We start from the raw sequence: 12,654 nt of genomic DNA, 5'->3' as shown, positions 1-12,654 counted from the left end.
CCCCGCCGGGGCGGGCACCTACGTCACTCCCCGCCCCGAACACTCGTAGATCTTGGTGGCAAAGTGCCCCTGGAGGGGCCATTTCGTACCAAGATCTACGGCTGAACGGCGGGCGGTAGCCTTGTCGATGTGCGTGTACGTGTCGAACAGACCGCCCTCCCGGGCATCGGGGTCCGTCACGATCTGTTGACGGAGTCCGGGCGCCGGCTCGGTGTGGTCTCCCACCGTAATGGCCGTCGTGATCTCGTCCTCTACGACCCGGACGATCCCGACTCGTGTCAGCATGACATTCCGCTGACCGACGACGAGGCGGAGGCGCTCGCCGACATCCTCGGTGCGTCGCTGATGCTCGGCCAGCTCTCCGGGCTGCGCGAGCAGGCCGCCGGGCTGCTCACCGAGCAGATCGCCATTCCGGCCGGTTCGAAGTACGTGAACCGGAAGCTGGCCGACACCCAGACGCGCACCCGCACCGGTGCCTCGATCGTGGCGGTGCTGCGCCACGGCGAGGTCATTGTCTCGCCGGAGCCGTCCTTCCGCTTCGCCGCTGGCGACGTGGTGGTCGTGGTCGGTACCCGCAAGGGTCTCGACGGGGTGACCGCCATCCTCGCCGACAGTGACCCGGACGGCTGAGGCGCGGATGCACGAGACCACCACACTGCTCGTCGAGGTCGGCGCGCTGCTCTTCCTGCTGGGCCTGCTCGGCCGGCTGAGCCGCCGGATCGGCCTCTCGCCAATCCCCCTGTACCTGCTCGCCGGGCTCGCCTTCGGGCACGGCGGCCTGCTACCGCTCAACGCCAGCGAGGAGTTCTTCGCCGTCGGCGCCGAGATCGGCGTGATCCTGCTGCTGGTGATGCTCGGTCTGGAGTACTCGGCCAACGAACTGGTCGGCAACCTGCGGTCCGCGGCGCCGGCCGGCCTGATCGACGGCGTGCTCAACGCGTTGCCCGGCGCGGCGTTCGCGCTGCTGCTCGGCTGGGACTGGGTGGCCGCGCTGGTGCTCGCCGGCATCACCTGGGTCTCCTCGTCCGGTGTGATCGCAAAGGTCCTGGGCGACCTGGGCCGGCTCGGTAACCGGGAGACCCCGGTGATCCTGTCGGTCCTGGTGATCGAGGACCTGGCCATGGCGCTCTACCTGCCGCTGGTCACCGCCGTACTGGCCGGCACCGGCCTGCTGGGCGGCGGCATCGCGCTCGCCGTCGCGGTGGGCACCGTCCTGCTGGTGCTGGTGCTCGCCATCCGCTACGGCAGCGCCATCTCCACCTTCATGTCGGCCAAGGACCCCGAGGCGCTGCTGCTCGGCGTGCTCGGCATGACGCTGCTGGTGGCCGGCGTGGCGGCCAAGCTCCAGGTCTCGGCGGCGGTCGGCGCGTTCCTGGTCGGCATCGCGCTCTCCGGGCCGGTGGCGCACCACGCGACCGAGTTGCTCACCCCGCTGCGGGACCTCTTCGCCGCGGTGTTCTTCGTCTTCTTCGGCCTGGTCACCGACCCGCGGGACATCCCGCCGGTGCTGCTGCCAGCGCTCGGGCTGGCCATCGTCACCATGGCGACGAAGACGCTCACCGGCTACCTGGCCGCGCGCCGGGTCGGCATCGCCGAACCCGGTCGGTGGCGGGCCGGCCTGGCCCTGGTGCCGCGCGGTGAGTTCTCCATCGTCATCGCGGGGCTCGCGGTGGCCGCCGGCAGCGTCGAGCCGAAGCTGGCGGCGCTCGCCACGGCGTACGTCCTGATCACGGTGGTGACCGGGCCGATGCTGGCCCGGCTGCCCGACCTCGCGTGGTTCAAGCGCTGGGTGCGCCAGCGCGGCGCGGCGCAGCGGGCCCAGCCGGCACCCGTGCCGGACTGACCTGCGCATTGCCTCGGACGGCCGGGTCGACCGTACGGTCGGCCCGGCCGGGCCAACGGTTGCCGAATTGCTGCCGCCAGGGTCTACCGCTGGTCACCGGTGGCGCGTTACCGTGTCGCCCCAGCAGCCAGGGTTCGCGGGAGCGTGCTCCCGCGGGCGGGAGCGGAAGGTTGGCCGGTGAGCGTGCAGGAGTCGACGTTCCACGGGTTCGCAAACCCGGTCGACCCGTCCCCGGCGGAGCTGCGGGCGTGGGCCTACCATCCCGACTCCGTGCCGTTGTCCTCCATGCCCCCCGACTGGGATCTGCTGGTCTCCGGCGACCGGCTGGTGATGACCCTGTTCGACCTGGCCATGGACCCGGCCTGCCCGGCGCGCCGGTTCGCGCTGCACTGCCTCTACATCTACGCCGCCGACGGCATCCGGACGAACTTCCGGGCCCACCCGAAGCGGCGCTTCCGCAAGCTGGTCGAGCAGGCCGAGCGGGACGGCGACGAGCTGATGCGCACCTGGGCGCACAACAGCCGGGTGCTGCTGGCCCGACCGGATCTCTTCGTCTACCGCGACTGGTGCGAGGGCGGCCTGGTCCGGGAGAACCGCCGCATCGGCTGAGGTCGGCACCGGCCGGTGATCGACTCCAGATGCGGGATCTCGCGCCAACCGCGCCGCCGGACACACCCCCGTTCGCCGCACACCGAGTGGATCTCAACCGGCCCGCACAGGCTGACGGCGGACGGGCCGGGACCCCCACCCTGGGATCGCCGCGTCCCGGCCCGCACGTCCTGGACGACGAACGGGCCGGGACCCCCACCCTTGGGATCGCCGCGTCCCGGCCCGCACGGTCTGACGACGAACGGGCCGGGACCCCCCGTGGGTCCCGGCCCGCACGTCGGCGTACCGGTCGTCAGGGAACCGGCCCGCCCTGTTTCCGGCGGCGGGTGTCGGTCCGCCCCTTGTCGACACCGTGGTCGACCTGGTCGGTGAACCGGCCGTCGAGGAGTTCGTCGAACTTCTCCCGGACCGTCTCGGCCACCTTGTCGAGTCGCTGCTCCGCCACCTGCTTCGCTGGCTCCGCCACCTTCGCTGGATCCGCCACCTGCTTCCCTGGCTCCGCCACCTGCTCCCCCTCGCCGGGTCGGTAGGTAAGGTCCGGATTAAGCGGATAGGACCTATTGGCACCATAACGAAGCCGGCCCGGCCCACGCCGGGATTCCGGCGAGCGGACCGGGCCGGCACAGCGGCTCCGGGTCAGCGGTGGTCAGCGTTCGGGCCCCCGACGGGGTCGCCAGACCACCAGGGCGGTGGTGGTGCGGTTGGTGGGCACGAGGTCCCGGCCCGGAAAGCGGGCCAGCGACTCCAGCTCGGCGATCCGGCGGTACGCGGCGTCGAGCTCCGCCTCCAGCTGGGCCACCCGCTGCTGGGCCTGCTCCAGCAGCCGCTCCAGGCCGATGATCCGCTTGACCCCCGCCAGGTTGATGCCGTCGTCCTGGCTGAGCCGCTGCACCTCGCGCAGCAGCACCACGTCCCGGACGCTGTACCGGCGCCCGCCGCCCGCCGCCCGGCCGGCCTGCACCAGGCCCAACCGGTCGTACTGGCGCAGCGTCTGCGGGTGCATCCCCGCCATCCGCGCGGCCACCGAGATCATCAGCACCTTGGCCTCGTAGGCAGGGTCGTCCGAGCCGACGAACTCGCCCGACATGCCACTCACCTCCGCGTGCACTCCACCACCGGCTAACTGAACCGACGCACCCGCGCGTCGAGATGTTCCCGAGCGGCCGGCGGGGTCTGCGCGGCGAACGTCTCCAGCGCCGCCCGCGCCTCGTCGGACACTCCGGCGGGCACCACCACGTCGAGCGTCACCAGCAGGTCACCCGCGCGCCCGTCGCGACGTACCACGCCCTTGCCCCGCGCCCGCAGGATCCGGCCGCTGGGCGTGCCCGGCGGCACCCGCAGGGTCACCGCGCCGTCGAGCGTGGGTACCCGCAGATCGGTGCCGAGCACCGCCTCCGCGAACGTGATCGGCACGGTCAGCGTCAGATCGTCGCCGGTACGCCCGAACAGCTCGTCCGGGCGGACCTTCACGTGGACGAACAGGTCGCCGGCCGGACCGCCCCGCTCGCCCGGCTCACCCCGCCCGGACAGCCGGATCCGCTGGCCGTCGGCCACCCCGGCCGGGAACCGGACGTTGAGCGTGCGGGTCTTGGTGACCCCGCCGGTGCCCTGGCACTCCGGGCACTTCTCCTCGACGATCGTGCCCACGCCCTGGCAGTTGCGGCACGGCTCGGAGAAGCTGAACGACCCCTGGTTGCGGGTGGTCACGCCGGCGCCCTGGCACACCGGGCAGGTGCGCGGCTGGGTGCCGGGCTTGGCCCCGCTGCCGTGGCAGGTGTCGCAGACCCCGGGCGCGCGCAGCGTCAGCGGCAGCGTCACCCCGCGTACGGCGTCGCCGAAGTCGAGCGCCACCTCGGCCTCGACGTCCCGTCCCCGGGCCGGGCCCCGGGGCGCCGCCCCGCCCCCGCCGCCGGAGAAGATCGAACTGAACAGGTCCTGGAAGCCGGCACCGCCGAAGCGCCGGTCGCCCCCGCCGGCCGCGCCACCGAACAGGTCGGAGACGTCGAACGGCATCCCGCCCGGCTGGCCGGCGCCGCGGGCACTGCGCCGGAACGCGCCCGAGCCGAACAGCGAGCGCATCTCGTCGTACTCCCGGCGCTTGGCCTCGTCGCCGAGCACCGCGTACGCCTCGGAGACGGCCTTGAACCGCTCCTCCGCCTTCGGGTCACCCGGGTTGTGGTCCGGGTGCGACTCCCGGGCCAGTTTGCGGTACGCCTTCTTGATGTCGTCTGCGGAGGCGGCCTTCGCCACGCCCAGTTCGGCGTAGTAGTCCTTCTCGATCCAGTCCTTGGAACTCACCGGTCCACCCCCTCCCGGCCCACCTGGCCCGGACGCCCCGCCCGTCGTACGCCGGCGGGCGGGGCGGTCCGGTCACTCGTTCGCATCTATTCCGGGTCGGCGACCCCGACCAGCGCCGGCCGTAGCAGCCGCTCGCCGATCTGGTAGCCGCGTCGCATGATCTGCACACAGGTCGGCTCGGTGACGTCGGTCGAGGTCTGGTGCGCCACCGCCTCGTGCCGGGTCGGGTCGAACGGGTCGCCCTGCTCGCCGAACGCGGTCAGCCCGAACTTGCCGAGCGCCGCGGTGAGCTGCTCGGCCACCGAGCCGAACGGCCCGACCAGGTCGCCGTGCTCGCGGGCCCGGTCCAGGTCGTCGAGGATCGGCAGCAACGCGGCGAGCACCGCCCCGGTGGCCTGCTCGGTGACCAGGCCCCGGTCGCGGTCCACCCGCTTGCGGTAGTTGGCGTACTCCGCCGTCACCCGCTGCAGGTCCCGGGTCCGCTCGTCCAGGTCGGCGCGGAGCGCCTCCAGTTCGGCCGCGAGCGGGGTGCCGGTGCCGGCGCCGCCCTCCGCCGGCTCGGCCGGCGCGTCCACCACCGGCGGACCGCCCGGCGCCGAACCCTCGGCGGGCGTGGCCTCGACCTCGATCTCGTCGACTACGACCTCGGCCTCCTCGACCAGCCCCTCGGCCGGGGCGTCGGTCCCGGCGTCGGCGGCGGCCGCCTCCGGCTCGACCGTCTCGCTGATCTTGCGGTTGTTGCGGATGACGACCCGCGGCTTCTCACCAGCGGCCTGCTCGGCCGGCTCGGCAGACGCGGAGCCACCCGGCGCCGACCCGGTGGCGCCCGGGTCGGCGGCTCGTGGCTTCTCCGTCATACGGCTACCTCATCCCTGTGCGTGGAGTTCGGCTGGCGAGGCGCAAGGTCACTTCTTGTCCTCGTCCACGATCTCCGCGTCGACCACGTCGTCGGCGCCACCGGCCTGCGCACCGCCGGCCTGGGCCCCACCGGTCGTCCCGGCACCGGCACCCTCGGCTCCCGGCTGCGGCTGCTCGGCCTGCTGGGCGTAGAGCAGCGAACCGGCCTGCTGGGAGACCTGGGCCAGCTTCTCGTGCGCCGACTTGATCTTCTCGATGTCGCTGCCGCCGAGCGCGCCGCGCAGCTCGCCGAGGGCCTCGTTGAGCTGGTCCTTGTTCTCGGCGGGGAGCTTGTCGCCGTTCTCCGCCAGGAACTTCTCGGTCTGCCACTGGAGCGCCTCGGCCACGTTGCGGGTCTCGGCCTCCTCGCGGCGGCGCTTGTCCTCCTCCGCGTGCTCCTCGGCGTCCCGGCGCATCCGCTCGATGTCGTCCTTCGGCAGCGAGGAGCCGCCGGTGATCGTCATCTTCTGCTCCTTGCCGGTGCCAAGGTCCTTGGCGTGCACGTTGACGATGCCGTTGGCGTCGATGTCGAAGGTGACCTCGATCTGCGGCACGCCGCGCGGCGCCGGCGGGAGGCCGGTCAGCTCGAAGGTGCCGAGCTTCTTGTTGTAGGCCGCGATCTCGCGCTCGCCCTGGAAGACCTGGATCAGCACCGACGGCTGGTTGTCGTCCGCCGTGGTGAAGACCTCGGAACGCTTGGTCGGGATGGTGGTGTTGCGCTCGATCAGCTTGGTGAAGATGCCGCCCTTGGTCTCGATGCCCAGGCTCAGCGGGGTCACGTCGAGCAGCAGGACGTCCTTCACCTCGCCCTTGAGCACACCGGCCTGCAGGGCGGCGCCGACGGCGACGACCTCGTCCGGGTTGACGCCCTTGTTGGGCTCCTTGCCGGTGAGCTGCTTGACCAGCTCGGTCACGGCCGGCATCCGGGTCGAACCACCGACCAGGATGACGTGGTCGACGTCGGAGATCTTGATCCCGGCGTCCTTCACGGCCTGCTCGAACGGGCCCTTGCAGCGGTCCAGCAGGTCCTGCGTCATCCGCTGGAACTCGGCCCGGCTGAGCGTCACGTCGAGGTGCAGCGGGCCGGCGGCACCGGCGGTGATGTACGGCAGGTTGATGTTGGTGGTGGTGGCGGCGGACAGCTCGATCTTGGCCTTCTCGGCGGCCTCCCGGAGCCGCTGCAGGGCCATCTTGTCCTGCGCCAGGTCGATGCCGTGCTCGCCGCGGAAGGTCTTCACCAGGTGGTCGATGATCCGCTGGTCCCAGTCGTCGCCACCGAGCTGGTTGTCACCGCTGGTCGACTTGACCTCCACCACGCCCTCGGCCAGCTCCAGCAGCGACACGTCGAAGGTGCCGCCGCCGAGGTCGAAGACCAGGACGGTCTGCTCCTTGGAGCCCTTGTCCAGCCCGTACGCCAGGGCGGCCGCGGTCGGCTCGTTGACGATCCGCAGCACGTTGAAGCCGGCGATCTCACCGGCCTCCTTGGTGGCCTGGCGCTGGCCGTCGTTGAAGTAGGCCGGGACGGTGATCACCGCGTCGGTGATCTGCTCGCCCAGGTACGCCTCCGCGTCCCGCTTGAGCTTCATCAGCGTCCGCGCCGAGATCTCCTGCGGGGTGTACTTCTTGCCGTCGATGTCGACGGACCAGTTGGTGCCGATCTCCCGCTTCACCGACCGGATGGTCCGGTCCGGGTTGGTCACCGCCTGGCGCTTGGCGACCTCACCGACGAGCACCTCGCCGTTGCGGGCGAACGCGACGATCGACGGGGTCGTCCGCGAGCCCTCCGCGTTGGCGATGACGGTGGGCTCACCGCCCTCCAGGACGCTGACGCAGGAGTTCGTCGTGCCGAGGTCGATACCGACCGCACGTGCCATCTTCGCTTCCTCGCTTCGTTACGTTGAGCAGGTGACGGGCACCGCCCGCTGAACTGTCCGGCGGGTGCCCGCTGCCGGACCCCACCACAAGTTGAGTGAACTTGACTCAATAGTGCCACGCGGCCGGCGATCGTCAAGTCGAGGTTGAGTCTGGCTGACGCAAGTCCGACACAGCTACTCATCAGTTGTCTTCCCTTGCATCGGTCGGGCACGCTTTAGCGGTGACGACGCACGGCGATCCCGCCACCCAATCCGGCGCGCCCGCCGTCGCAGCCCGCACCGGCTCCACGGACGCCGGGGAGGACCCGCCCGCCACCACCGGGGACGACAGCCTGCCCGCGGCGCTCGCCGGCCTGCGGGCCGCGATCGGGGCGGCCCGGTTCCCGCTCGTCCTGCCCTCGGCCGAGCCGGCCCGGCGTACCGGCGCCGCCCTCACCGACCAGCTCGACGACTACCTCATCCCGCGGCTCGCCCGGCTGGACGCGCCGCTGCTCGTGGTGGTCGGCGGGTCCACCGGCGCGGGCAAGTCGACCCTGGTCAACAGCCTGGTGCAGGCCCGGGTGAGCGCCGCCGGCGTGCTCCGGCCGACCACCCGCTCCCCGGTGCTGGTCTGCAACCCGGCCGACGCCGCCTGGTTCCGCCAGGGCGAGCTGCTGCCCGGCCTCACCCGCACCAACGAGCCGAGCGAGGACCCGCGCACCCTGCACCTGGTCACCGCCCCCGCGCTCCCGGCCGGGCTGGCCTTCCTCGACGCGCCCGACATCGACTCGGTGGTCGACGCCAACCGGGCCCTGGCCGGCCAGCTGCTGGCCGCCGCCGACCTCTGGCTCTTCGTCACCACCGCCGCCCGCTACGCCGACGCGGTCCCCTGGGAGCTGCTGCGCAGCGCCCGGTCCCGGGGCGCGGTGATCGCCATGGTGCTCGACCGGGTGCCACCGGAGGCCGCCGACGAGGTCGCCGCCCACCTGTCCGAGATGCTCGCCGCGCAGGATCTCGGCGCGGCGCCGCTCTTCGTGCTGCCGGAAACCTGGGTCGACGGCCAGGGGCTGCTGCCCGACCGGGTCACCGCGCCGCTGGCCGGCTGGTTCGCCCGGCTGGCCGCCGACGCGGACGCCCGGGCCGCCGTGGTCCGGCAGACCCTGGACGGGGCCCTCGCCTCGCTGCACCCCACCGTCGAAGGGCTCGCCGAGGCCGCCGAGGAGCAGGTGGCCGCCGCGGACGCGCTCGACGAACGGATCCGGGCCGCGTACCGGGGGGCACACCGGACGGTCGAACAGGGGCTGCGCGACGGTCGGCTGCTCCGCGGCGAGGTGCTCGCCCGCTGGCAGGAGTTCGTCGGCACCGGCGAGTTCTTCCGCACCCTGGAGGCGCGGATCGGCCGGTTGCGCGACCGGGTGGTGGCCGCGGTGACCGGCCGCCCCGCCCCGGCCGCCGAGCTGCGGACCGCTATCGAGTCGCAGCTGGTCACCCTGCTGCGCGGGGTCGCCGCCGAGGCCGCCGAGAACGCGTACACCGGGTGGAAGGCGCACCCGGCGGGGGCCGCGCTGCTCGAACCGGCGCTCGCGCACCCCGCCGACGACCTGCCCGAGCGCGCCGAGCGGATGGTCCGCGACTGGCAGCGCGGGGTGCTGGAGCTGGTCCGGGCGGAGGGCGGCGACAAGCGGTTCGTGGCCCGCACGGCGGCCTACGCGGTGAACGCCACCGGCCTGGCCGTGATGATCGCGGTGTTCGCCTCGACCGCGTTCATCCCGACCGGGTTGGAGGTGGCCACCGGCGCCGGCACCACCGTCGCCGCGCAGGCCGTGCTCCAGGCGATCTTCGGCGACCAGGCCGTGCGTACGCTCGCCAACAAGGCCCGGGCCGACCTGCTGGACCGGGTGCGGGCGCTGCTGGACGACGAGGCCGCCCGCTTCCTCACCCGCACCGAGCAGGCCCGGCCGGCCGCCGACACCGCCGCCGAGCTGCGCCGGGCCGCCGGCCGGGTGGAGGCCGCCCGGCACCGGAGCGGCTTCGCCGAGGCCACCGGAGCGACCCTCCCGGCCGGGGACGAGGGACTCTCGTGACCGCGCGGAGTGAGCCTGCGCACCCGGCCGCCGCGAACGGAGAGGGACTCCGGTGAACAACATCGTGGGGCGGATGCGGGAGGCGTTCCGCGGTGACCAGCGGGTCGACGCGGACGACCTGGTCGCCCGGTTGGAGGCGATCCGCCGGTTCCTCGACCTGGTCGACGGTCACCTGCCGGACACGCAACTGGTCGCCGCGCACACCCTGGTCGAGCGGGCCGGCACCCGGCTCTCGCTCTCCCGCGACCACACCGTGGTGGCCCTCGCCGGTGCCACCGGCAGCGGCAAGTCCAGCCTGTTCAACGCGCTGGCCCGGCTGGAGCTGTCGCCGGTCGGGGTACGCCGCCCCACCACCGGGGTCACGCACGCCTGCGTGTGGGGGCCGCTGGACGGCGGCAGCCGGCTGCTCGACTGGATCGGCGTGCTGCCCCGGCACCGGTTCGTCCGGGAGAGCGCGCTGGACGGCGACGACGAGTCGGCCCTGCACGGGCTGATCCTGCTCGACCTGCCCGACTTCGACTCCGTGCAGCGCACCCACCGGCTGGAGGTGGACCGGCTGCTCGGCCTGGTCGACCTGGTGGTCTGGGTGGTCGACCCGCAGAAGTACGCGGACCGGGTGATCCACGGCAGCTACCTGCGCGAGTTCCACCGGCACCGGGACGTCACCCTGGTCGTGCTCAACCAGGCCGACCGGCTGCCCCCGGCCGAACTGCCCCGGGTGCTGGCCGATCTGCGCCGGCTGCTCGACGCCGACCAGCTCGCCGGCGTACCGCTGCTGGCCACCACGGCCACCGAGCAGGCCGGCATCGCCGGGCTGCGGGAGGCGCTGGAGCGCACCGTGACCGAACGGCAGGCCGCGCTGCGCCGGCTGGCCGGCGACGTGGACGGGGTGGTCGCCGGGCTGGCCGACCTGGTCGGCCGGGACCAGCCGTCCGCCGGGCCGGACGCCGCGGTGGTCCGCGAGCTGAACCGGGCGCTGGCCGGCGCGGCCGGGGTGCCGGCGGTGGCCGAGGCGGTCGAGTTGGCGTACCGCCACCGGGCCGGCGCGGCCACCGGCTGGCCGGTGGTGCGGGGCTGGCGCCGGCTGCGCCCCGACCCGCTGCGCCGGCTGCACCTGGCTGGCGCCGCCGCCGGGGACGATCCGGCGGAGAGCCTGGTGGCCGCCACCTCCGTGCCCGACCCGACCGCGGCCCAGCGGTCCGCGCTCGGGCTGGCCATCCGGTCGGTGGCCGAGGGCACCGGGGCCGACCTGCCGGCGGTCTGGCAGACCGCGGTGACCGCCGCCGCCCGGTCCCGGCGCGGCGACCTTCCGGACGCGCTGGACCGGGCGGTGGCCGGCACCGACCTGGGTATGGAGCGGCGGCCGGTCTGGTGGCGGCTGGTGGGCGGCCTCCAGTGGCTGCTCACCCTGACCGCGCTGGTCGGCCTGGGCTGGCTCGCGCTGGGCTACGCGCTGCGCGCGCTCGGCCTGCCCGCGCTGGACAACCCCACCGTCGGGGTGGTGCCGCTGCCGACCCTGCTGCTGCTCGGCGGGCTGCTGGCCGGGCTGCTGGTGGCCGCGCTGACCCGGCCGGTCGTCCGGCTGGGCGCCCGGCGCGCCCGGGGACGGGCCGAGCAGCGGCTCACCGCCGCGGTGGCGACGGTCGGCGAGACGTACGTCCTCGCGCCGGTGCGGGTCGTGCTCGGCTCGTACGCGAAGGCGCGCGAGGCGCTCCGGTCGGCCACCCGTGGATGACCGCGAGGCCCGCCGTCAGGGTTGCCGAGCGCCCGGCGTGTGGGTGAAACGCTCGGCTCGCTACCGCTGACCGGGACGGCCCGGCGGCGTAGGGTCGATACATGGCCACGCCCCAGACCCCCTACGACGCGGTGCTCCAGGCCGCACGCGACGTGACCAGGCTGGACACCGCCCTCGACGCCGAGATGCTCGGTGCCGCGCTGCTCGGCAGCGTCTACGCGGTCGCCGAGACCGACCGCAGCGCCGCGGTACGGGACTTCGTGGCCGGCTTCCTGGCCGCCACCTCCCGCCGCCGCACGGCCGCCGCCACCACCATCCGCTCCGTCTTCGCCGCCCTGGTGCCCGACGCCGAGGGCGCCGCCCGGGTCCGCCCCGGCGCCACCGCGCCGGCCTGGTCCGGCCAGCTCGGCAAGGTGCACCTCACCGGCAGCTGGGCGTACGGCGACGTGTACGGCGACCAGACCTCCTACCTCGCCACGTTCGCCTACGACGACGCGGCCGGTGGCCCGGAACACGCGCTGGTCGCTTTGGTCGACCACAACATCGGGATCACCAAGGACGTCTTCGTCGGCGGGCCGGCCGAGCGGATCCTGGAGCAGGTCCGGCAGATGTGCGCCGGCGACGAGCTGACCTGGTTCCGCGAGGAGGACCCGGCCCGGATGCACGGCGAGGTGAGCCGGCACCTGGCGATCACCGACGACCTCGGCGAGCTGCCGGGTGAGGGCTCGCTGGCCACCGACCGGGCGCTGGTCGGCGCGCGGCTGGCGCTGCTGCCGCACGGCGCGGTCCCGCCCGCCGACCCGGACGCCGTCGAGCCGCTCTCCGCGGCCGAGCGTACGGAGCTGGTGCGGCGGTTCCTCGCCGCGCCCGAGGCGGCCCGGTTCGGCCTGGACAGCGTCGACGGCCCCGAGCTGGCGTCCCTGCACTTCTGCCTGAGCCTGCTGCTGGACCACGCGGCGAGCTTCCCGGACGCCGACCCGCTGCGCTGGAGTCCGGCGGTGGCCGGGCTGTTCCTGCTGGACTGGGTGCACCGGCGGGCCGTGCTGGACATGGACGACGCCGCGATGCTGCCCCGGGTGCTGCGCGCCTGGGCCGCGTACGCCGCCCGCCAGCGCGGGCTGCCCGGGCCGGCCGCGACGCAGACCGACACCGCGATCGAGGAGATGGTGCCGGAGTTCGCCCGGCTCTACAGCACCGGCGAGCGGCGCAGCCCGGCCACCGCCGCCGTCGCCCAGCTGATGGCCGACGGCGTCGACCCGGACGACCCGGCCGCGCTGGACGCCTGGATCGAGGCCAACCGCCACCGCCTAGCCGACGACGGCGCCTAACCCCACC

General features: G+C 73.9%; 11 protein-coding genes. 6 read left to right on the top strand and 5 right to left on the bottom strand.

The genetic code is table 11. The annotated features are described in order from the left end of the window. Nucleotides 1–129: 129 nt before the first annotated feature. From DLJ47_RS09075 to DLJ47_RS09065, 3 genes are all read left to right on the top strand, one after another. Entirely contained in the window at nucleotides 130–630 is a 501-nt protein-coding gene (locus DLJ47_RS09075) for a cation:proton antiporter regulatory subunit (protein WP_088996827.1), read from the top strand. Nucleotides 631–637: 7 nt separating this feature from the next. Further along, nucleotides 638–1,843, top strand: coding sequence for a cation:proton antiporter (locus DLJ47_RS09070; RefSeq protein ID WP_109899613.1), 1,206 nt, complete (start codon nucleotides 638–640; stop codon nucleotides 1,841–1,843). A gap of 177 nt (nucleotides 1,844–2,020) precedes the next feature. Continuing rightward, complete coding sequence (locus tag DLJ47_RS09065; protein ID WP_088996825.1) at nucleotides 2,021–2,452, top strand: hypothetical protein; 432 nt, start codon at nucleotides 2,021–2,023, stop codon at nucleotides 2,450–2,452. A 292-nt stretch (nucleotides 2,453–2,744) separates the two neighbouring features. Here the strand turns inward: DLJ47_RS09065 and DLJ47_RS09055 are convergent, their stop codons facing one another. The 5 genes from DLJ47_RS09055 to dnaK all read right to left on the bottom strand — a co-directional run bounded on the left by DLJ47_RS09055 (nucleotide 2,745) and on the right by dnaK (nucleotide 7,521). Beyond that, nucleotides 2,745–2,957, bottom strand: a complete 213-nt coding sequence (locus tag DLJ47_RS09055; protein ID WP_109899610.1) for a hypothetical protein — start codon at nucleotides 2,955–2,957, stop codon at nucleotides 2,745–2,747. A gap of 141 nt (nucleotides 2,958–3,098) precedes the next feature. Further along, complete coding sequence (locus DLJ47_RS09050) at nucleotides 3,099–3,539, bottom strand: heat shock protein transcriptional repressor HspR (protein WP_109899609.1); 441 nt, start codon at nucleotides 3,537–3,539, stop codon at nucleotides 3,099–3,101. Nucleotides 3,540–3,571: 32 nt separating this feature from the next. Further along, nucleotides 3,572–4,750 (bottom strand): molecular chaperone DnaJ, encoded by a 1,179-nt coding sequence (dnaJ, locus tag DLJ47_RS09045; protein ID WP_109899608.1) that lies wholly within the window; start codon nucleotides 4,748–4,750, stop codon nucleotides 3,572–3,574. Nucleotides 4,751–4,836: 86 nt separating this feature from the next. Further along, a complete protein-coding gene (gene grpE, locus DLJ47_RS09040; RefSeq protein WP_109899607.1) occupies nucleotides 4,837–5,607 on the bottom strand; it encodes a nucleotide exchange factor GrpE in 771 nt (256 codons plus the stop codon). A gap of 48 nt (nucleotides 5,608–5,655) precedes the next feature. Next, nucleotides 5,656–7,521, bottom strand: a complete 1,866-nt coding sequence (dnaK, locus tag DLJ47_RS09035; protein ID WP_109899606.1) for a molecular chaperone DnaK — start codon at nucleotides 7,519–7,521, stop codon at nucleotides 5,656–5,658. 221 nt (nucleotides 7,522–7,742) lie between these two features. Between dnaK and DLJ47_RS09030 the strand changes: the two genes are divergently transcribed. The 3 genes from DLJ47_RS09030 to DLJ47_RS09020 all read left to right on the top strand — a co-directional run bounded on the left by DLJ47_RS09030 (nucleotide 7,743) and on the right by DLJ47_RS09020 (nucleotide 12,647). After that, nucleotides 7,743–9,584, top strand: a complete 1,842-nt coding sequence (locus tag DLJ47_RS09030) for an ABC transporter (RefSeq protein ID WP_109899605.1) — start codon at nucleotides 7,743–7,745, stop codon at nucleotides 9,582–9,584. Nucleotides 9,585–9,657: 73 nt separating this feature from the next. Then, nucleotides 9,658–11,319 carry a GTPase gene (locus DLJ47_RS09025; protein WP_109899612.1) on the top strand — a complete coding sequence of 554 codons (1,662 nt, stop codon included), beginning with the start codon at nucleotides 9,658–9,660 and terminating at the stop codon, nucleotides 11,317–11,319. 101 nt (nucleotides 11,320–11,420) lie between these two features. Next, nucleotides 11,421–12,647 (top strand): hypothetical protein, encoded by a 1,227-nt coding sequence (locus DLJ47_RS09020; protein ID WP_109899604.1) that lies wholly within the window; start codon nucleotides 11,421–11,423, stop codon nucleotides 12,645–12,647. Nucleotides 12,648–12,654 lie beyond the last annotated feature (7 nt).

This window comes from Micromonospora sp. S4605 (assembly GCF_003176715.1).
Lineage (GTDB): Bacteria > Actinomycetota > Actinomycetes > Mycobacteriales > Micromonosporaceae > Micromonospora > Micromonospora echinaurantiaca.
Note: the sequence above shows the minus strand (reverse complement) of the source record. Positions and strands in the feature narration are given on the sequence as shown.